18 protein-coding genes and 1 pseudogene are annotated in these 19,978 nt (G+C 66.5%); 13 read left to right on the forward strand and 6 right to left on the reverse strand.

What is annotated here, in order from left to right; genetic code table 11:
* Positions 1 to 28: 28 nt before the first annotated feature.
* The gene (dnaK, locus tag OMK73_RS24730; protein WP_324291824.1) at positions 29 to 2,038 is read right to left on the reverse strand and encodes a molecular chaperone DnaK; all 2,010 of its coding nucleotides are present in this window, start codon (positions 2,036 to 2,038) and stop codon (positions 29 to 31) included.
* Between the two features lie 186 nt (positions 2,039 to 2,224).
* Positions 2,225 to 2,770 (reverse strand): cob(I)yrinic acid a,c-diamide adenosyltransferase, encoded by a 546-nt coding sequence (locus tag OMK73_RS24735; protein WP_267604345.1) that lies wholly within the window; start codon positions 2,768 to 2,770, stop codon positions 2,225 to 2,227.
* Positions 2,771 to 3,009: 239 nt separating this feature from the next.
* Between OMK73_RS24735 and OMK73_RS24740 the strand changes: the two genes are divergently transcribed.
* The 11 genes from OMK73_RS24740 (at position 3,010) to OMK73_RS24790 (ending at position 14,034) form a co-directional block, all read left to right on the forward strand.
* Positions 3,010 to 4,428 carry an FAD-binding oxidoreductase gene (locus OMK73_RS24740; protein WP_267604346.1) on the forward strand — a complete coding sequence of 473 codons (1,419 nt, stop codon included), beginning with the start codon at positions 3,010 to 3,012 and terminating at the stop codon, positions 4,426 to 4,428.
* Between the two features lie 13 nt (positions 4,429 to 4,441).
* Positions 4,442 to 5,332 carry a LysR substrate-binding domain-containing protein gene (locus OMK73_RS24745; RefSeq protein ID WP_267604347.1) on the forward strand — a complete coding sequence of 297 codons (891 nt, stop codon included), beginning with the start codon at positions 4,442 to 4,444 and terminating at the stop codon, positions 5,330 to 5,332.
* A gap of 40 nt (positions 5,333 to 5,372) precedes the next feature.
* Positions 5,373 to 5,900, forward strand: coding sequence for a GNAT family N-acetyltransferase (locus OMK73_RS24750; RefSeq protein WP_267604349.1), 528 nt, complete (start codon positions 5,373 to 5,375; stop codon positions 5,898 to 5,900).
* A 253-nt stretch (positions 5,901 to 6,153) separates the two neighbouring features.
* A complete protein-coding gene (locus OMK73_RS24755) occupies positions 6,154 to 7,647 on the forward strand; it encodes an FAD-linked oxidase C-terminal domain-containing protein (RefSeq protein ID WP_267604350.1) in 1,494 nt (497 codons plus the stop codon).
* Positions 7,648 to 7,649: 2 nt separating this feature from the next.
* Positions 7,650 to 8,609, forward strand: coding sequence for an ion transporter (locus OMK73_RS24760; protein ID WP_267604351.1), 960 nt, complete (start codon positions 7,650 to 7,652; stop codon positions 8,607 to 8,609).
* A gap of 39 nt (positions 8,610 to 8,648) precedes the next feature.
* A complete protein-coding gene (gene glcE / locus OMK73_RS24765) occupies positions 8,649 to 9,764 on the forward strand; it encodes a glycolate oxidase subunit GlcE (RefSeq protein ID WP_267604353.1) in 1,116 nt (371 codons plus the stop codon).
* A 65-nt stretch (positions 9,765 to 9,829) separates the two neighbouring features.
* Positions 9,830 to 11,086, forward strand: a complete 1,257-nt coding sequence (gene glcF, locus OMK73_RS24770) for a glycolate oxidase subunit GlcF (protein WP_267604354.1) — start codon at positions 9,830 to 9,832, stop codon at positions 11,084 to 11,086.
* Positions 11,087 to 11,730: 644 nt separating this feature from the next.
* Entirely contained in the window at positions 11,731 to 12,126 is a 396-nt protein-coding gene (locus tag OMK73_RS24775) for a CidA/LrgA family protein (RefSeq protein WP_267604355.1), read from the forward strand.
* Complete coding sequence (locus tag OMK73_RS24780; RefSeq protein WP_267604357.1) at positions 12,123 to 12,845, forward strand: LrgB family protein; 723 nt, start codon at positions 12,123 to 12,125, stop codon at positions 12,843 to 12,845. The genes OMK73_RS24775 and OMK73_RS24780 overlap by 4 nt, the downstream gene beginning before the upstream one ends.
* Positions 12,846 to 12,924: 79 nt before the next feature.
* Entirely contained in the window at positions 12,925 to 13,290 is a 366-nt protein-coding gene (locus OMK73_RS24785) for a VOC family protein (RefSeq protein WP_267604359.1), read from the forward strand.
* 54 nt (positions 13,291 to 13,344) lie between these two features.
* Positions 13,345 to 14,034, forward strand: a complete 690-nt coding sequence (locus OMK73_RS24790) for a helix-turn-helix transcriptional regulator (protein ID WP_267604360.1) — start codon at positions 13,345 to 13,347, stop codon at positions 14,032 to 14,034.
* Positions 14,035 to 14,122: 88 nt separating this feature from the next.
* Here OMK73_RS24790 and OMK73_RS24795 read toward each other — a convergent pair.
* The 4 genes and pseudogenes from OMK73_RS24795 to OMK73_RS24810 all read right to left on the reverse strand — a co-directional run bounded on the left by OMK73_RS24795 (position 14,123) and on the right by OMK73_RS24810 (position 18,084).
* Positions 14,123 to 14,613 (reverse strand): annotated as a pseudogene (locus OMK73_RS24795) (glutathione peroxidase).
* Between the two features lie 201 nt (positions 14,614 to 14,814).
* Positions 14,815 to 15,792, reverse strand: coding sequence for an IS5 family transposase (locus tag OMK73_RS24800; RefSeq protein ID WP_267600512.1), 978 nt, complete (start codon positions 15,790 to 15,792; stop codon positions 14,815 to 14,817).
* Positions 15,793 to 15,866: 74 nt separating this feature from the next.
* Positions 15,867 to 17,006, reverse strand: a complete 1,140-nt coding sequence (locus tag OMK73_RS24805; protein WP_267604361.1) for a PilT/PilU family type 4a pilus ATPase — start codon at positions 17,004 to 17,006, stop codon at positions 15,867 to 15,869.
* Positions 17,007 to 17,040: 34 nt separating this feature from the next.
* On the reverse strand, positions 17,041 to 18,084 hold the full coding sequence (locus OMK73_RS24810; RefSeq protein ID WP_150985964.1) for a type IV pilus twitching motility protein PilT: 1,044 nt from the start codon (positions 18,082 to 18,084) through the stop codon (positions 17,041 to 17,043).
* A 64-nt stretch (positions 18,085 to 18,148) separates the two neighbouring features.
* Between OMK73_RS24810 and OMK73_RS24815 the strand changes: the two genes are divergently transcribed.
* Both OMK73_RS24815 and proC read left to right on the forward strand, forming a co-directional pair.
* Positions 18,149 to 18,877 carry a YggS family pyridoxal phosphate-dependent enzyme gene (locus OMK73_RS24815; protein ID WP_267604362.1) on the forward strand — a complete coding sequence of 243 codons (729 nt, stop codon included), beginning with the start codon at positions 18,149 to 18,151 and terminating at the stop codon, positions 18,875 to 18,877.
* A gap of 44 nt (positions 18,878 to 18,921) precedes the next feature.
* Positions 18,922 to 19,746 carry a pyrroline-5-carboxylate reductase gene (proC, locus tag OMK73_RS24820; RefSeq protein ID WP_267604363.1) on the forward strand — a complete coding sequence of 275 codons (825 nt, stop codon included), beginning with the start codon at positions 18,922 to 18,924 and terminating at the stop codon, positions 19,744 to 19,746.
* Positions 19,747 to 19,978 lie beyond the last annotated feature (232 nt).

Below are 19,978 nucleotides of genomic sequence, written 5' to 3' on the forward strand. Positions count from 1 at the left end.
AGCACCGCGCCCCCGCCCCGCTCTTCCATTACTTCTTGTCGTTGACTTCCTTGAATTCAGCGTCCACGACGTTGTCGTCCTGCGGATGGGCATGCTGCTGATGGCCCGCGCCGGCAGCACCGGCACCGGCTGCGCCCGCGGCACCCGCCGCACCCGCTTCGCCTGCCTGGGCTTGCATGTCGGCATAGACACGCTCGCCCAGCTTCTGGCTGGCTTCGGACAATGCGCTGACCTTGGCATCGATCTCGGCCTTGTCGCCGCCGCGTGCGGCGTCTTCCAGTTCCTTGATCGCGGCTTCGATCTTTTCCTTCTCGCCCGCTTCCAGCTTGTCGCCGTATTCGGTGACAGCCTTCTTGGTCGAGTGGATCAGCGCGTCGGCCTGGTTGCGGGCATCCGCCAACTCACGGGCCTTCTTGTCTTCCTCGGCGTTGGCCTCGGCGTCCTTCACCATGCGCTGGATCTCGTCTTCCGACAGGCCCGAGTTCGCCTTGATGGTGATACGGTTTTCCTTGCCGGTCGCCTTGTCCTTGGCGCCCACGTGCAGGATGCCGTTGGCGTCGATGTCGAACGAGACTTCGATCTGCGGCGTGCCGCGTGCGGCCGGCGCGATGCCTTCGAGGTTGAACTCGCCCAGCAGCTTGTTGCCGGTGGCCATTTCACGCTCGCCCTGGAACACCTTGATGGTCACGGCCGGCTGGTTGTCGTCGGCGGTCGAGAACACCTGCGCATGCTTGGTCGGGATGGTGGTGTTCTTGGTGATCATCTTGGTCATCACGCCACCCAGGGTTTCGATACCCAGCGACAGCGGCGTCACGTCCAGCAGCAGCAGGTCCTTGCGGTCGCCCGACAGCACCGAGCCCTGGATCGCGGCGCCAACGGCGACGGCTTCGTCCGGGTTCACATCCTTGCGTGCTTCCTTGCCAAAGAATTCCTTGACCTGTTCCTGCACCTTGGGCATGCGGGTCATGCCGCCGACCAGGATCACGTCGTCGATTTCGCTGACCTTGACGCCGGCATCCTTGATGGCGATGCGGCAGGGCTCGATGGTGCGCAGGATCAGTTCCTCGACCAGCGATTCCAGCTTGGCGCGGGTCATCTTCAGGTTCAAGTGCTTCGGACCCGAGGCATCCGCCGTGATGTACGGCAGGTTGATTTCGGTCTGCTGCGAGCTCGACAGTTCGATCTTGGCCTTTTCAGCAGCTTCCTTCAGGCGCTGCAGCGCGAGCACGTCCTTGGACAGGTCAACGCCCTGGTCCTTCTTGAACTCGGCGATGATGTAGTCGATGATGCGCTGGTCGAAGTCTTCGCCGCCCAGGAAGGTGTCGCCATTGGTCGACAGCACTTCGAACTGCTTCTCGCCATCAACGTCGGCGATCTCGATGATCGAGATGTCGAACGTGCCGCCACCCAGGTCATACACGGCGATCTTGCGGTCGCCCTTCTCGTTCTTGTCCAGGCCAAAGGCCAGCGCGGCCGCGGTCGGCTCGTTGATGATGCGCTTGACGTCCAGGCCTGCGATGCGGCCAGCGTCCTTGGTGGCCTGGCGCTGCGAGTCGTTGAAGTAAGCCGGCACGGTGATCACGGCTTCGGTCACCGGCTCGCCGAGGTAGTCTTCGGCGGTCTTCTTCATCTTGCGCAGCACTTCGGCGGACACCTGCGGCGGTGCCAGCTTCTGGTCGCGCACGGACACCCATGCGTCGCCGTTGTCGGCCTTGACGATGGTGTACGGCATCAGGCCGATGTCCTTCTGCACTTCCTTTTCTTCGAACTTGCGGCCGATCAGGCGCTTCACCGCATACAGGGTGTTGCGCGGATTGGTCACCGCCTGGCGCTTGGCAGGCGCGCCCACCAGGATCTCGCCGTCTTCCATGTAGGCGATGATCGAAGGGGTGGTACGCGTGCCTTCGGCATTTTCGATCACCTTGGGCGTATTGCCTTCCATGATCGCGACGCAGCTATTGGTGGTACCGAGGTCGATACCGATGATCTTACCCATTATTCTCTCCTCTTGAGCCCCGCTATCCGCGGGGACTGCAATTCATCCTGAGGCCGAAATGTGGCCGTCCGGGGCCATTTCAAGGGCCGGAAGTGCAAATCCGACTAATTTTCTCGGCTTCTCCCTCTGATCAACGGCAGGCTGGCTGGGCCACGTTGAGGGGCATTAGAAGACGTTGCGCGCCAAGCGTGGTTTTTGTGCCTCTTGCGCCACCAAAAACAGGGGCGGCTAGCGGCCTCGCTGCCACAGGACATCGCTGCCCCCGCCGGCCCAGTTGAGCACGCGCGCCAGCACGAACAACAGGTCGGACAAGCGGTTCAGGTACTGGCGCGGCGCCTCGTTCAGGGCTTCCTGCGCGCCCAGCGCCACCAGCGCGCGCTCGGCGCGCCGGCACACCGTGCGGCACACATGCGCCACCGCCGCAGCCCGGCTGCCGCCTGGCAGGATGAATTCGGCCAAGCGCGGCAGGTTGGCATTGTAGCGATTCAGCCATTCGTCGAGCTGCAGCACCTGCTCGGGCTTGACCAGCACGTAACCCGGGATCGAGAGCTCGCCGCCAAGGTCGAACAGGTCGTGCTGGATGTGCAGCAAGGCCGAGCGGACGTCGTCGGGCAGCGTCTCGGTGAGCAGCACGCCAAGGTTCGAGTTGAGCTCGTCCACATCGCCGATGGCGGCGATGCGCAGGCTGTCCTTGCTGGTGCGGCTGCCGTCGCCAAGCCCGGTGGTGCCGGCATCTCCGGTGCGGGTGACGATCTTGGAGAGGCGATGGCCCATGCGGGTCTCCTGCGTTGGCGAATCCAGCATTATGGCGCGCATCGGGCCCTTCGCGTTAGCGCGCGGCCTGGCGCCGGGTGGCTGTTGCGGCGCCCGCCCCGCGAGCCGGCCCGGGCGCGGCGTAGAATACCGGGATTCGCTTGATACGCTACCGGGTGCGAGTGCCGGCACCGTTCAGCGCGGCCCTGCAATGGCCGGCGCTGCACGGCCCCGGCCCCCACAGACCCGCCGGAGACGCCATGAACCAACCCCTTGCCCACGCCGCGCTGGTGCGCCAACCCCTGCCCGCCGCCGTGCGCGACGCCCTGCAGGCCCGCTTCGGCGAACGCTTCTCCACCTCACCCGGCATCTGCGACCACCATGGCCGCGATGAATCGCCCTTCCCGCCGGCAGCGCCGGACGGCGTGGTCTTCGCCCACACCACCGAGGAAGTGGCCGAGGTGGCCCGCCTGTGCAACGCGCACCGTGTGCCGCTGATCGCCTATGGCGCCGGCTCTTCGCTCGAGGGCCACCTGCTGGCGGTGGCCGGCGGCATCAGCCTGGACCTGTCGCAGATGAACAAGGTGCTGTCGGTGCAACCCGAGGACCTGAACGTGACGGTGCAACCGGGCGTGACCCGCAAGCAGCTGAACCAGGAAATCAAGGACTCCGGCCTGTTCTTCCCGATCGACCCGGGCGCCGATGCCTCGCTGGGCGGCATGTGCGCCACGCGCGCTTCCGGGACCAACGCGGTACGCTACGGCACCATGCGCGAAAACGTGCTGGCGCTGACCGTGGTCACCGCCGACGGGCGCATCATCAAGACGGGCACCCACGCGCGCAAGTCCTCCGCCGGCTACGACCTGACCCGCCTGATGATCGGCAGCGAAGGCACGCTGGGCATCATCACCGAGGTGACGGTGCGGCTGTACCCGCAGCCCGAAGCCATCTCGGCAGCCATCTGCAGCTTCCCCAGCATGGGCAGCGCGGTGCGGGCGACCATCGAGACCATCCAGCTGGGCGTGCCCGTCGCGCGCGTGGAGTTTGTCGATGCGCTGGCCATCCGCGCCATCAACCGGCACGACAACCTGTCCATGCCGGAGATGCCGCACCTGTTCTTCGAATTCCATGGCACCGAGGCCGGCGTCAAGGAGCAGGCCGAGACCGTGCAGCAGATCGCCGCCGACAATGGCGGCCAGGGCTTCGAGTGGGCCACGCGGCCGGAAGACCGCAGCCGCCTGTGGAACGCGCGCCATACCGCGTACTTCGCCATGCTGCAGCTCAAGCCAGGCTGCAAGGCGGTCACCACCGATGTCTGCGTGCCGATCTCCCGCCTGGCCGATTGCGTGACCGAGACCGAACGCGACCTCAATGCGTCCAGCCTGCCCTGCCCCATCGTGGGCCATGTGGGCGACGGCAATTTCCACGTCGCGATCCTCACCGATCCTGAAAAGCCAGAAGAACTCGCCGAGGCCGAGACCATCAACCGGCGCATCGTGGAGCGCGCGCTGGCCATGGGCGGCACCTGCACCGGCGAGCACGGCGTGGGACTGCACAAGATGGATTTCCTGGTCAGCGAGCACGGCGAAGACGCACTCGACCTGATGCGCGCCATCAAGAACGCGCTCGATCCCAACCACATCCTCAACCCGGGCAAGATCTTCCGCCCGGTGCGCTAAGGGCCCGCGCGGCATGGCATCCGTGTTCAACCGCGTCCCGCCGCTGCACCTGCTGATCGCGTTCGAGGCCGCCGCCCGGCTGGGCAGCTTCGCGCGCGCGGCCGAGGAGCTGTCGGTCACGCCCAGCGCGGTGTCGCACCGCATCAAGAACCTCGAGGAACTGTGGGGCGAGGACCTCTTCGTGCGCGCCAATGCCGCGCTGCGGCTGACGGCCGCTGGCACGCGCTACCTGCGCAACGTGCAGGATGCCCTCAAGTCGCTCAACGAACTGGCCCGGCCCGAGTACAACAAGCAGCGCACCCGCCTGCGCGTGGCGATCCCGCCCACCTTCGGCCGCCAGCACCTGGTGCCGCGCCTGCCCGAGTTCACCGCGCTGTACCCGCACATCGACACCGAGCTGCACCTGGCCATCCCCTTCCTGGACGTGAAGGCAGAAGACACCGATGTGGAGATCCGCTACGGCACCGGACGCTACCCCGACCTGAAGACCACCAAGCTGCTGGTCGAGCCGGTGTTCCCGGCCTGCGGGCGCGAGTACTACGAGCGCATTGACGGCCGCGCCATCACCAAACCCGAGCACCTGCACAACCTGGTGCTGTTGCGCAGCCCGCTGGAGCCCTGGAAGCCCTGGTTCGAGACAGCCGGCCTGGACTGGCCCGAACCCCAGACCGGCCCGCAATTCAACGACATCGGCCTGATGCTGGAAGCCATCGCCTCCAACCAGGGCGTGGCGCTGGTGCGCCAGCGCATGGCCCGGCACTGGCTGTCGCTGGGCCAGATGGTGCGGCTGCTGGATATCGAATCGGTATCGCCGCACGGCTACTACATCGTCGAGCGCGAACAGGCGCCGCTCAAGCCGGAGGCGCGGTATTTCGTCGACTGGCTGCTCAGCCTGGACTGGTAAGACTGGCTGGCTGTTCGGCCAGCCCCCGGAGAAGAACCCCATGCAGATCCGCCCGCTAACCCCCGCCGATGCCAGAGCCTTCCAGGCGCTGCGCCTCGAAGGCCTGCTGGAAGCGCCCGCTGCCTTTGGCTCCAGCTTCGAGGAAGAGCGTGACCTGCCGCTGGCCACCATCGCCGGCCGCCTTGAGGCAACGCCCGAAAAGGCTGTGATCGGCGCCTTCGAAGCCACCGAGGGCGGCACCGCGCTGGCCGGCGTGGTTGGGGTGATGCGCGAGGACAAGGTCAAGCAGCGCCACAAGGCCTTTGTCTGGGGCATGTATGTAGCGCCGGGCTATCGCGACCGGCGTCTCGGGCGGCAGCTCTTGGAGCAGGCGATGGCGGTGGCCACCGCCATGCCCGGCCTGCGCCAGGTCACGCTCTGCGTCAACGTCATCAATGCGCCCGCGATCGCGCTTTATGAAGCCATGGGCTTCGTGCGCTACGGCGTGGAGCCGCAGGCGCTCTATGTGGCACCGGACTATCACGACAAGCTGGAAATGGCGCACATGCTGGCGCCGCGCGGACAATAAGGCGCCCTATCGACGCCTTGCGCCGCGCCGGTGCTAAGCTGGATTGGTACCGGCCAGCTCGCGAGGCTCCTGCGCGACACCGCCCGCATGGCACGTTCCGGGCCAATGCCGTCATGAGCGATTTTGATCGGCCTGCCATGCGGAATTCACGTCGCCACAGGGCTGCGCAGCCACCTGGCTGCGCTATAGTCCTTGCTCCCCACCCGCTCCCGCCCTGCCATGGCGGGCGCCGGCGGCCATAACAGGAGTTGCCATGAACGCCCCGCACGAAGCCTCACTGGTCGCCGACGACACACGCCGCAACGCGTTGCTCGCGGGCCTGGCGAAAATCCTGCCCGATGCGGCGTTGCTGTGGAAACCCGAGGACACCGTGCCCTACGAGTGCGACGGCCTGGCGGCCTATCGCCAGGTGCCGATGGCCGTGGCGCTGCCCGACAACGAGGACCAGGTCTGCGCCATCCTGCGCCTGTGCCATGCGCTGCAGGTCCCCGTGGTGCCGCGCGGCGCCGGCACCAGCCTGTCGGGCGGAGCCATGCCGATCGCCACCGGCCTGGTGCTGTCGCTGGCCAAGTTCAAGCGGATCGTCAGCGTGGACGCGCGCTCGCGCACCGCGGTGGTCCAGCCCGGCGTGCGCAATCTCGCCATCTCCGAGGCCGCCGCGCAGTACAACCTCTATTACGCGCCCGATCCTTCGTCGCAGATCGCCTGCACCATCGGCGGCAACGTCAGCGAGAACTCGGGCGGCGTGCATTGCCTGAAGTACGGCCTGACGGTGCACAACGTGCTGCGCGTGCGCGCCGTCACCATGGAAGGCGAAGTGGTAGAGTTCGGCTCGGAAGCGCCCGACGCGCCGGGGCTGGACCTGCTGGCCGCGGTGATCGGCTCCGAGGGCATGCTGGCGGTGGTGACCGAGGTCACCGTCAAGCTGATCCCCAAGCCGCAGCTGGCGCAGGTGATCATGGCCAGCTTCGATGACGTGGCCAAGGGCGGCAACGCAGTGGCCGACGTGATCGGCGCCGGCATCATTCCGGCCGGCTTGGAAATGATGGACAAGCCCGCCACCGCCGCGGTCGAGGAATTCGTGCGTGCCGGCTACGACCTGGACGCCGCCGCCATCCTGCTGTGCGAATCCGACGGCACGCCGGAAGAGGTGGCCGAGGAAGTGGAGCGCATGAGCGAGGTGCTGCGCGCCTCAGGCGCCAGCCGCATCCAGGTGTCGCAAAGCGAGCCCGAGCGGCTGCGCTTCTGGAGTGGGCGCAAGAATGCCTTCCCCGCCGCCGGCCGCATCTCGCCGGACTACTACTGCATGGACGGCACCATCCCGCGCAAGCACATCGGCACGCTGCTCAAGCGCATCGAGGAGATGGAGCGCAAGTACGGCCTGCGCTGCATGAATGTGTTCCATGCGGGCGACGGCAACATGCATCCACTGATCCTGTTCGATGGTGCGGACCAGGACGAATGGCACCGCGCCGAGCTGTTCGGCTCCGACATCCTGGAGAGCTGCGTGGAGCTCGGCGGCACGGTGACCGGCGAGCACGGCGTGGGCGTGGAAAAGCTCAACTCGATGTGCGTGCAGTTCTCCGCGGAGGAGCGCGAGATTTTCTTCGGCGTCAAGGCGGCCTTCGACCCGGCGCGCCTGCTCAACCCCGACAAGGCCATTCCCACGCTGGCGCGCTGCGCCGAGTACGGGCGCATGCATGTGAAGCGCGGCCTGCTGCCGCATCCCGACCTGCCGCGTTTCTGAACATGGCCGGTCCCAACGCCACGCAACGCGCCCGCAGCAGCGCGCAAACCCGCCAGCGCCTCGGCAAGCCCGAATCGGGCTGGCGCGAGCGCTGGTACACCATCATCTTCGAGGCCGACACGCGCAACGGGCGGCTGTTCGACATCACCTTGCTGCTGGCCATCGTCACCAGCGTGCTGATCGTGGTGTTCGACAGCCTGCCGGCCGTGAACCTGCGGCTGGGCCGCGTGTTCACGGTGCTGGAGTGGCTGTTCACGCTGTTATTTACCGCCGAATACGTGATGCGCATCCTGGTGGTGCGCCGGCCGCTGCGCTATGTGTTCAGCTTCTTCGGCGTGGTCGACTTCCTGTCGATCATTCCGACCTGGCTCGCCTTCTTCGTGCCCGAGCTGGCGTTCCTGATCGACGTGCGCCTGCTGCGGCTGCTGCGCGTGTTCCGGATCCTCAAGCTGACAGTGTATTTCGAGGAGGCGCAGATCCTGTACCGCGCGCTGGCCAACAGCCGGCGCAAGATCTTCGTCTTCCTCGGCACGGTGTTCATCATCACCGTGATCCTCGGCACCGTGATGTATGTGGTGGAAGGCCCGCAGCACGGTTTCACCAGCATCCCCGTTAGCATGTACTGGGCGGTGGTGACGCTGACCACCACCGGCTTTGGCGACATGGTGCCCAAGACACCGCTGGGCCAGTTCATCACCTCGCTGACCATCCTGCTGGGCTACGGCATCATTGCCTTTCCCACCGGCATCGTGGGCGCCGAGCTAGCCGCCAGCATCATGAAGCGGCCACTGACCACGCGCACCTGCAACCATTGCCTGACCGAAGGCCACGAACCCGACGCCGGCTACTGCAAGCACTGCGGCACCGAGCTGCCGCCTTACCAGGACGAGAGCGAACGCGAGCCGGCAGGCTCCCGCGCACCCGCCGAGGCGCCAACCCGCCGCCCCACTTCTTCCGCCTGACTTAGTTCAAGCCGACACCAGCCAGCCACCATGCCAGCCATGCCATCCGATCAGCAAGCCACCCTCACCGCCTTTCGCGATGCCATCCGGCATGCCACCGACACGCGCGCGCCGCTGCGCCTGCGCGGCGGCGGCAGCAAGGATTTCTATGGCCAGCAAGCGCAAGGGGCGCTGCTCGACACGCGCGCCTACACCGGCATTGTCGACTACGACCCGCCCGAGCTGGTGATCACCGCGCGCTGCGGCACGCCGCTGGCGGAGATCGAGGCGGCGCTGGCCGAGCGGCGCCAGATGCTGGCGTTCGAGCCGCCGCATTTCAGCACGGGCGCCGATGGCAGCGACGTGGCCACGATCGGCGGCGCGGTGGCCGCCGGCCTGTCCGGCCCACGCCGGCAGGCGGTGGGCGCGCTGCGTGACTTTGTGCTGGGCACGCGCGTGATGGACGGCCGCGGCGATGTCCTGAGCTTCGGCGGCCAGGTGATGAAGAACGTGGCCGGCTATGACGTCTCGCGACTGATGTCCGGATCGCTCGGCACGCTGGGACTGATCCTGGAAGTCTCGCTCAAGGTGCTGCCGGTGCCCTTCGACGACGCCACGCTGCGCTTTGCGCTGGACGAGGCCGCGGCGCTCGACCGCCTCAACGACTGGGGCGGCCAGCCCCTGCCGATTGCCGCCTCGGCCTGGCACGACGGCGTGCTGCACCTGCGCCTGTCGGGCGCGGCGGCCGCGCTGCGCGCCGCGCGCGAGCGGCTGGGCGGCGAAGCCGTGGAGCCCGCGCAAGCCGACGCTTTGTGGCGCGCGCTGCGCGAGCAAAGCCATCCCTTCTTTGCGCCTGTGCAAGCCGGCCGGGCGCTGTGGCGCATTGCCGTGCCGAGCACCGCCGCGCCGCTGGCGCTGCCCGGCGGGCAGCTAATCGAATGGGGCGGTGGCCAGCGCTGGTGGCTGGGCGGCAGCGACAGCGCGGCGGACAGCGCCCTCGTGCGCGCCGCGGCCAAGGCAGCCGGCGGCCATGCCACCCTGTTCCGCAATGGCGACAAGTCCGTGGGCGTGTTCACGCCGCTGTCCGCGCCGCTGGCCGCCATCCACCAGCGGCTCAAGGCAACGTTCGACCCCGCCGGCATCTTCAACCCGCAGCGCATGTACGCCGACCTCTGAGCCGCGGGCCTCACTGCACCGTCCAGCATCGATCCCCAGCAAAGGCACCGGAGAGTCCCCGAACCATGCAAACCACCCTGGCCGAATTCCTGCGCGACACGCCCGACGGCGAAGAAGCCAAGTCCATCGTCGGCAAATGCGTGCATTGCGGCTTCTGCACAGCGACCTGCCCCACCTACCAGTTGCTCGGCGACGAGCTGGACGGCCCGCGCGGCCGCATCTACCTGATGAAGCAGGTACTGGAAGGCCAGCCCGTCACGGAAAGCACGCGCCTGCACCTGGACCGCTGCCTCACGTGCCGCAACTGCGAATCCACCTGCCCCTCGGGCGTGAAGTACGGCCGGCTGGTCGATATCGGCCGCAAGGTGGTGGACGACCGCCTGGAGGCGCAAGGCATCCAGCGCCCGGCGCGCGAGCGTTTCGCGCGATGGGCGCTGCGCGAAAGCATGACGCGCCCGGCGCTGTTCGGCACGGCCATGCGCATGGGCCAGCGCGTGCGCCCGCTGCTGCCGCAGGCGCTGCGCAACAAGGTGCCGCAAGCGGTCGATGCCGGCGCATGGCCGCGCACCACGCATGTGCGCAAGATGTTGTTGCTCGACGGCTGCGTGCAACCGTCGATGTCGCCCAACATCAATGCCGCCACGGCCCGCGTGTTCGACCGCCTTGGCGTGCAACTGGTGTTGGCGCGCGAGGCCGGCTGCTGCGGCGCCGTGCGCTATCACACCGGCGACCACGACGGCGGCCTCGACAATATGCGGCGCAATATCGACGCCTGGTGGCCGGCCGTGCAAGCCGGCGCGGAGGCCATCGTGATGACCGCATCGGGCTGTGGCGTGATGGTTAAGGAATACGGTCACCTGCTGCGCAACGATGCCCGCTACGCGGATCGCGCGCGCCAGATCTCGGCGCTGACCAAGGATCTGTCGGAGCTGCTGCCGAACTTCGCCGACGCCCTGCAAGACGCGGCCTCCGAGGCAAGAAGCAGCGAAGGCACTGACGGCCAGCGCGTGGCTTACCATCCGCCCTGCACGCTGCAGCACGGCCAGCAGATCCGCGGCAAGGTGGAAGCCCTGCTGACGGGCCTGGGGGTGGACGTCAAGCTCTGCGCCGACAGCCACCTGTGCTGTGGCTCCGCGGGCACGTACTCGGTGCTGCAGCCCGAATTGTCCTATCGGCTGCGCGACGAGAAGCTCGCCAACCTGCAGGCCTCGAAGCCCGACGCCATCGTCTCGGCGAATATCGGCTGCATCACGCACCTGCAAAGCGGCACCGGCACGCCGGTGATGCACTGGATCGAGCTGGTGGATCGCATGCTGGGGTAAGTATCCCGAGGTGCCGGCCGAAGCTGACAAGTCAGGCCAAAGCCGCGTGCCATGACGACGGCTGTCTCTCCCTCTCCCCTCAGGGGGAGAGGGCCGGGGAGAGGGGTGGCTTAGCTAGGAGCCACTTCAAGCGGAGCCCTCGGTTTCGTCCAGCACGCAGGCGTAACGAGCTCCCGCCCTCTCCCCAGCCCCTCTCCCACAAGTGGGAGAGGGAGCCAACCCGCGGCAAGATGAACCAATTGTGGTAGCCGTGATTCTCGCCCCACGGGCGGGAATCACCCAGGCGCGATGCGAAGCGAGCCGTCAAGGTTTGAATCTCCCGTTATGGGGCGCCTCGTCGGCAAGCCAAAAGAGCGGAAAAGAGGGACCCATGTCTGAGCATCGCCCTAAGGCGATGTGAGTTTGGCCCCCGGCCGCTCTTTTGGCTTGCCGACGAGGGGTCTTTCGCCGCATCCGGGTCGCCTTCTTTGCCTACTTTCTTGGCGAGACAAGAAAGTAGGTCGCCTCCCGCAGGGGAGGTGAAACTGCAGTTGCTTTTGACGTTAAGCCGTTGCTCTTGACGTAGCAAACCCGCTGGAGCAAGGAGCCGCTCCGGGTTACCATGCGATGGCATCCACTCCCGCCTCTCCTCGCCCCGCACCCGCATGCTCCAGACCTTCGCCATCCTGCTGGTTTTCCAATCCCTCGGGGAAGCGCTCAGCTATTCCCTGAGCCTGCCCGTGCCCGGGCCGGTGATCGGCATGATCCTGCTGTTCGGCTGGCTTACGTTCGACGACCGGCTGTTGCCGGTGATCCAGGGGACCACCTCCGAGCTGCTCAAGCACTTGTCGCTGCTGTTCGTGCCGGCCGGCGTCGGCATCATGGTGCACGCGCACCGCATCGGCGGGGAGTGGCTGCCGATCGTGGTGGCGCTGGTGGTGTCCACCTGGCTGGCGATCGCCACCACCGCGCTGGTGGCGCGCGCGCTGATGGGCCGTGCGCGGCCGCCCGAGGATGCCGCCGCGCACGGCGCGCAAGCCGGTTCGGGAGAACAAGCATGACGCCGCGCCTGAACGAGATCTGGGTCTACCTGGCGGCCAGCCCGCTGCTCGGCCTGACCGCCACCTTGCTGGCCTATGTCTTCGCGTTCCGCGTCTATGAGCGCGCGCGCTTCTCGCCGCTGGCCAATCCCGTGATGATCGCGGTCGCCATCCTGGTCACCCTGCTGACGGTGACCGGCACGCCGTACAAGACCTATTTCGATGGCGCGCAGTTCGTCCACTTCCTGCTCGGGCCGGCTACCGTCGCGCTGGCCGTGCCGCTCTACATGCAGCTGCCCAAGCTGCGCCGGCACGTGTTCCCGCTGCTGGGCGGACTGCTGGCGGGATCGCTGGTGGCGGTGGTATCGGCCGTCGGCATCGCCTGGCTGCTGGGCGCGTCGCCCGAGACCATGCGCTCGCTCGCGCCCAAGTCGGTCACCATCCCGATCGCCATGGGCGTGGCCGAGAAGATCGGCGGCCTGCCCTCGCTGACCGCCGTGCTGGTGATGGCCACCGGCATCATCGGCGCGGTCAGCGCCACCAAGCTGCTGAACCTGCTGCGCATTTCCGACTACACCGTGCGCGGCTTCGCCACCGGCGTGGCAGCGCACGGCATTGGCACCGCGCGCGCCTTCCAGGTCAACCAGGAGGCCGGCGCCTTCGCCGCGCTCGGCATGGGCCTGAACGGCGTGCTGACCGCCGTGATCGTGCCGATGCTGGCGGCATGGATGCCGCGCTGATCCCTGCTGACAGGACGTTGTCAGGAGCCCCCGCGCATGATCCGTCTCTCCATCACCCCTGAGAGAAAGAGAGACCATCATGAGCGGACTGATCAACTGGCTTGAAATTCCTGTCACGGACATGGCCCGTGCCATCCGATTCTACGAACAGGCCTTCGAGACCACCCTCAAGCGCGAAACCATGGCGCAGATCGACATGGCTGTGTTTGCCAACCATGAGCCTGGTGGCGCACTGGTGGCTGGCGAGGGCTACCGCCCTTCGGCCGACGGCTGCCTGCCTTACCTGCACACGCCGCAGCTCACGGCGCTGCTGGCGCGTGTCACGGCGGCCGGCGGCAAGACCGTGTTCGGCCCGCTGCAGCTGCCTGGCGATATCGGCCATATTGCGCATATCATCGACAGCGAAGGCAATCGCGTCGGCCTGCACCAGCCGCTGGCAGGCTGATCGGCTACCGCAACCGCTTTACCAATACCCGCATAGCACCAAGATGAAGCCTCGATGAGCCGCCGCGCTGACCGCCTTTTCCAGATCGTCCAGGTATTGCGGGGGCGCCGCCTCACCACGGCGGCGCTGCTGGCGCAGCGGCTCGGGGTGTCCGAGCGCACGGTGTACCGGGATATCCAGGCGCTGTCGCTGTCGGGCGTTCCGGTCGAGGGCGAAGCGGGCATCGGCTACCGGTTGCGGGCCGACTATGACGTCCCTCCGCTGATGTTTACCGCGATCGAAGTCGAGGCGCTGGTGGCAGGGCTGCGCCTGCTCAAGGCCTGGGGCGGCGGCGCGCTGGCCGCCGCCGCCGATCCCGCGCTGGAAAAGCTGGTGGCGGCGCTGCCGCCCGCGCGGCGTCATGCGGCGCAGCAAAGCCGCGTGTTCGCCCCCGAATTCGTCAACCTCCCGCAGGTGCGTGACGCGTTTGACGTGGTGCACGGAGCCATGAACGCGCAACGCCTGCTGCGCCTGGACTATACCGACGCGCAACAGCGCGCCACCGACCGCATCGTGCAGCCGCTAGGCCTGTTTTTCTGGGGCAATAGCTGGCTGCTGGCCGCCTGGTGCACCACGCGCACCGACTATCGCAGCTTCCGCCTGGACCGCTGCCGCGGCATCGTCATGCTGGACGAACGCTTCCACGAAACGCCCGACCGCTCGCTCAACGGCTTCCTGCGTGCGGTGCAGCACACCAGCGGCTAGCCGGCTGATCGGCTGATCGGCCAAGGGGCGCGCGGATAACATCGACCCCCGCTTCACGCGAGGCCGTGGGCACCTGCAGGATGCGCCTTTAGGCCGGCTCGGCCAGCAGCGTCTCGATGTCGCGCTTGATGTCCTCGGGCTTGGTGGTGGGCGCGTAGCGCTTGAACACCGTCCCGTTGCGGCGCAGCAGGAACTTGGTGAAGTTCCACTTGATCACCTCCAGGCCAAGCACACCCGGCTTCTCCGAGGTCAGCCATCGATACAGCGGATGCGCGTTGTCGCCCTTGACGTCGATCTTGCCGAACATCGGGAAGGTGACGTGGAAGCGCGATTCACAGAACTGGCCGATCTGCGCTGCGTCGCCCGGCTCCTGCTTGCCGAACTGGTTGCAGGAAAACCCAGCACTTCAAGGCCACTGCCTGCATACTGTTCCTGCAGCGCCTGCAGGGCGGCATATTGGGGCGTGAAGCCGCACTCGCTGGCGGTGTTCACGATCAGCAGCACCTTGCCGCTGAATTGCGACAGCGGCACCGGCTGGCCGGCCAGGGAACTGGCTTCGAACTGGTAGACATTGCTCATGACGGAATCCTCGGGTGGCACGGCGGCGCACGGCGATGCGCGTCCTGCGCCGGACAGTGTACTAGGGCTACGCTGAAGAAGCCGCCGTTTTCGTCGACGGCCTGTTGCTGAATTTCGGAATGCGAGATCAGCGACGCGATTGGTTCGATTTTCTTGCCCCGAAGGGCCTTGTAAGCGGGTCTCCCGACCCACTTTGGCCGCTCATGGACGCACCTGTGCCATGAGCCGCTCGCGGCTCATGTAGATGTTGCTCAACGCCAGTGCTGTGAAGGCGCGCGTGGCGTTCTTCGCCAGGCCGCGATAGCGCACCTTGACGAAACCCCATAGCCGCTTGACCACCGCAAAGACGTGCTCGACCCGCGCACGTATCTTCGACTTGTTGCGGTTCTTCGAGCGTCTGGCGTCATCGACTTCACCACTGCGCCTGCGCACACGCTGGTTGGTAAAGTCCTTCGCGTGCGGTGCCTTGCTGGCAATGAGTTCCTTCTGGCTCGCATAGGCGCTGTCGCCGTACACACGCCGCTCGGCGCCGTGCAGCAGAGCCGGCAGCGGATGCTTGTCATGCACGTTCGCAGCCGTCACTACCGCGCTGTGTGCCAGTCCCGTCTGGCTATCCACGCCGATGTGCAGCTTCATGCCGAAGTACCACTGCTGGCCTTTCCTCGTCTGATGCATTTCGGGGTCTCGCGCCTTGTCCGCATTCTTCGTGGAACTGGGCGCCCCGATGATGGTGGCATCCACGATCGTGCCGGTGCCAACCTTCAGCCCCCGCCCTTGCAGTACTTCGCCGACCTTGGCGAACAACTGCTCGCCGAGCTTGTTGCGCTCCAGCAGCCGGCGAAACTTCAACAGCGTCGTGCCATCGGGAACGCGCTCGCGCCCCAGGTCAATCCCAACGAATCGCCGCAATGCAGTGCTGTCCAGCAGCGCCTCCTCGCACGCTTCATCCGCCAGGTTGAACCAGTGCTGCACAAAGTGCATGCGCAGCATGCGCTCCAGACCAACTGGCGGGCGACCGCCTTGACCCTTCGGATAGTGCGGCTCGACAACCTCGCACAACTGCGTCCACGGCACGATCTGCTCCATCGTCTCAAGGAACACATCACGTTTGGTTGGCCGACGGTACTGTTCGAATCCGGCGCCTTGATCGGCCGCCATCGCAAGGGTCTGTTGTTTCATCCGCATTTAACGATTCACCGCCCAACGGCGTTGACCTTTTTCAGCGTAGCCCTAGGCGATGCTGCCGTGCGTGCTCAGATCACGTTCAGATGTTCGGTGCCGGCGCCCAGGTCGGTCTCGCGGTCCAGGGTGCCGTGCAGCTTGATCATCAGCCGCAGGTCGTTGAGCGAGTCGGCGTTGCGCAACGCGTCTTCGTAGGTGATCTTGCCGGCTTCGTACAGGTCGAACAGCGCCTGGTCGAACGACACCATGCCCTGCTCTCGCGATTTCTTGATGACTTCCTTGAGCGCGTGGATCTCGCCCTTGAAGATCAGGTCGGCCACCAGCGGCGTGCCGATCATGATCTCCACCGCCGGCACGCGGCCCTTTTGCCCCTTGCGCGGCAACAGGCGCTGCGACACCATCGCCTTCAGGTTGAGCGACAGGTCGATCAGCAACTGCTGGCGCTTTTCCTCGGGGAAGAAGTTGACCACGCGGTCGATGGCCTGGTTGGCATTGTTGGCGTGCAGGGTGGCCAGGCACAGGTGGCCCGTTTCCGCGTACTGCATCGCGTATTCCATGGTTTCCCGATCTCGGATTTCGCCGATCAGGATCACGTCGGGCGCCTGGCGCAAGGTGTTCTTCAACGCCACGTGCCAGGAGTCGGTATCGATGCCGACCTCGCGCTGCGTGACGATGCAGTTCTGGTGCGCGTGCACGTATTCGATCGGGTCCTCGATGGTGATGATGTGCCCGTACGAATGCGCGTTGCGGTGATCGAGCATGGCGGCGAGCGACGTCGACTTGCCCGAGCCGGTGGCGCCGGTGACGATCACCAGCCCGCGCTTTGACATCACGATGTCATGCAACGCCGGCGGCAGGTCGAGCTCTTCCACGGACGGGATGCGCGTATTGATGGTACGCACCACCATGCCCGCCTTGCCCTGCTGGATGAACGCGGAAACGCGAAAGCGCCCGGCATTGGGCACGGAGATGGCGAAGTTGCACTCGCGGCTGCCGTCGAACTCGCTCGCCTGCCGCTCGTTCATGATGGAGCGCACCAGGCCGAGCGCCTGGGCGGGATTGAGCGGCTGCTGCGAGACCGGCGTGATCTTGCCGTCGACCTTGATGGCGGGCGGAAAGTCGGCGGTGATGAACAGGTCCGAGCCGCGGTTGCCCACCATGAGCTCGAGCAGGTCGTTGATGTACTTGGCGGCGGATTCGCGATCGAGCATGGCGGTGTCCTGGTTCGGATGCGGCGGACTCGCCTCAGCCCGTGAAGGAATCGGGGTTCTTGGCGATGGCGCGCGCATCGTTGTAGTTGATGATGCCGCGCTTGATCAGGTCCGACAGGCACTGGTCCAGCGTCTGCATGCCAAGCCCGCTGCTGGTCTGCATCATCGAGTACATCTGCGCGATCTTGTTCTCGCGGATCAGGTGGCGGATCGCCGGCGTGGCAATCATGATCTCGTGCGCCGCCGTGCGGCCGTTGCCGTCGCGCGTCTTGAGCAGCGTTTGCGAGATCACCGCTTCGAGCGACTCGGACAACATGGTGCGCACCATGTCTTTTTCTTCGGGCGGGAACACGTCGACAACCCGGTCGATGGTCTTGGCCGCTGAACTGGTGTGCAGCGTGGCGAACACCAGGTGGCCGGTTTCGGCCGCGGTCAGCGCCAGGCGGATGGTTTCCAGGTCGCGCAGCTCGCCCACCAGCACCACATCGGGATCCTCGCGCAGCGCGGAGCGCAGCGCATTGGCGAAGGAATGCGTGTGCGGCCCCAGCTCGCGCTGGTTGATCAGGCTCTTCTTGGAAGTGTGCACGAACTCGATCGGATCCTCCACCGTGAGGATGTGGCCCATGTCGTGATCGTTGCGGTGGTCCACCATCGCCGCCAGCGTGGTGGATTTGCCCGAACCCGTGGGCCCGGTCACCAGCACCAGGCCGCGCGGCTTCATGCACAGGTCGGCGAACACCGCCGGCGCGCGCAGGTCTTCCAGCGTCAATACCTTGGAGGGAATGGTCCGGAACACCGCGGCGGCGCCGCGCTGCGTGTTGTAGGCATTGACCCGGAAACGCGACAGGCTGGCGATTTCGAAGGAAAAGTCGATTTCCAGCCGTTCCTCATATTGCTTGCGCTGGGTGTCGCTCATGATGTCGTACACCATGGCATGGACATCCTTGTGGCCCATCGCGGCCACATTGATGCGGCGCATATCGCCGTGGATACGCACCATCGGCGGCATGTCTGCCGAGAGATGGAGATCGGACGCCTTGTTCTTGACGGCGAAAGCTAATAGCTGCGCGATGTCCATCTATAATGACCCCACCCTTTTTTGTCGTACTTTTTGTTGTACTTCTTGATATGTTCGCCGGATTATGTCTGTAATCGCCGCCAACTTGCAAGCCGTCAACCGGCGCGTCGCGGCAGCCGCACAACAGGCCGGGCGACCGGCCGGTGAAGTCACGCTTCTGGCGGTTTCCAAGACCTTCCCCGCTGCCGCGGTGCAGGCCGCGTTCGACGCCGGCCAGCGCGCCTTTGGCGAGAACTACGTGCAGGAAGGCGTGGACAAGATGGCACAGCTTGGCGGCTTGCGCGACCAGATCAGCTGGCACTTCATCGGCCCCCTGCAAAGCAACAAGACCCGTGCCGTGGCCGAGCAGTTCGACTGGGTCCATGCCATCGACCGCCTGCGCATCGCCGAGCGGCTGTCGGCGCAGCGCCCCGCCGGCATGGCGCCGCTGCAAGTCTGCCTGCAGGTCAATATCAGCGGCGAAGCCAGCAAGAGCGGCGTCGCGCCAGACGAAGTGCCCGCGCTGGCACGCGCCGTGGCTGCGCTGCCCGGGCTGCGGCTGCGCGGCCTGATGGCCATTCCGGCGCCGCAGAGCGATGCGGCGGCCCAGCGCCGGCCGTTTGCCGCGCTGCGCACCCTGCTCGACACCTTGCGCGCCGCCGGGCTGGATGTGGACACCCTGTCGATGGGCATGTCCGCCGACATGGAGGCCGCCATTGCCGAGGGCGCTACCGTGGTGCGCATCGGCACCGCCATTTTCGGCGCGCGTGACTATGCCACGGCACCCGAGGCGACACGGGCTACGCCGGGCTGAACGCCGCCCCCTTATTCCCAGACGATTCCCAGCAAGAGACCGACATGCTCAACAATCTCACCTTTGGTTTCCTCGGCGGCGGCAATATGGCCACCGCCCTGATCGGCGGCCTGATCGCCCGGGGCGTGCCGGCCACCTCGATCCGCGTGGTCGATCCGTTCGATGAAGCGCAGGCACGGCTGCGGCGCGACCTCGGGGTGCATGCGGCAGGCGCGCCCGACGCCGCCTTTGGCAAGAGCGACGTGCTGGTGCTGGCGGTCAAGCCGCAGCAGTTCCGCGAGGCAGCGGCATCGCTGCTGCCGCACCTGGGCGACAGCCTGATCGTGAGCGTGGCCGCCGGCATCCGCCTGGCCGACATGCAGCGCTGGTTCGGCGGGCGCACCCGCCTGGTGCGCGCCATGCCCAACACACCGGCGCTGGCCGGCATGGGCATGACCGGCCTGGCCGGCGTAGCCGGGCTGGCGCAGCAAGACCGCGACATCGCCCGTGCGCTGGCCGAAGCCGTGGGCAAGTGCGAGTGGGTGGAAGGCGACGCGCAGATCGACGCAGTGACCGCCATCTCCGGCAGCGGCCCGGCCTACGTCTTCTACTTCATCGAAGCCATGGAGAAAGCGGCCGTGGAACTCGGCCTGAGCGCCGCGCAAGGACGCGCGCTGGCAGTGGAAACCTTCCGCGGCGCCGCGGCCCTGGCCGCGCAGTCGGACGAGCCGGTCAGTCTGCTGCGCGAGCGCGTGACCTCCAAGGGCGGCACCACCTACGCAGCGCTCACCGCCATGCAAGCCGCCGGCATCGGCGAAGCCTTCGCCAAAGCCATGCACGCCGCGGCGGAACGCGCGACGCAAATGGGGGCGGAGTTTGGGAAGGACTGAGTGAAGGCTTTTCTGCCAGGGTGACCTCCCGGCGCGCTCGCCGGATGTCGACCGAAAAGGCCAAAACCGCCTGGGATGACGGCGGCTGTCTCCCTTTCCCCTCAGGGGGAGAGGGGTGGCTTAGTCAATATGACTCCCCTGGGGCAAAGAGGGCTGGCCCGCCGCGAGGAATCAAACGCGGGTTAGCATGACTGCCAGAGCCGCATGGTGTGGACAGCGCCACACCCGGCGA

Origin of the sequence: Cupriavidus sp. D39, assembly GCF_026627925.1 — a bacterium.
Lineage (GTDB): Bacteria > Pseudomonadota > Gammaproteobacteria > Burkholderiales > Burkholderiaceae > Cupriavidus > Cupriavidus ulmosensis.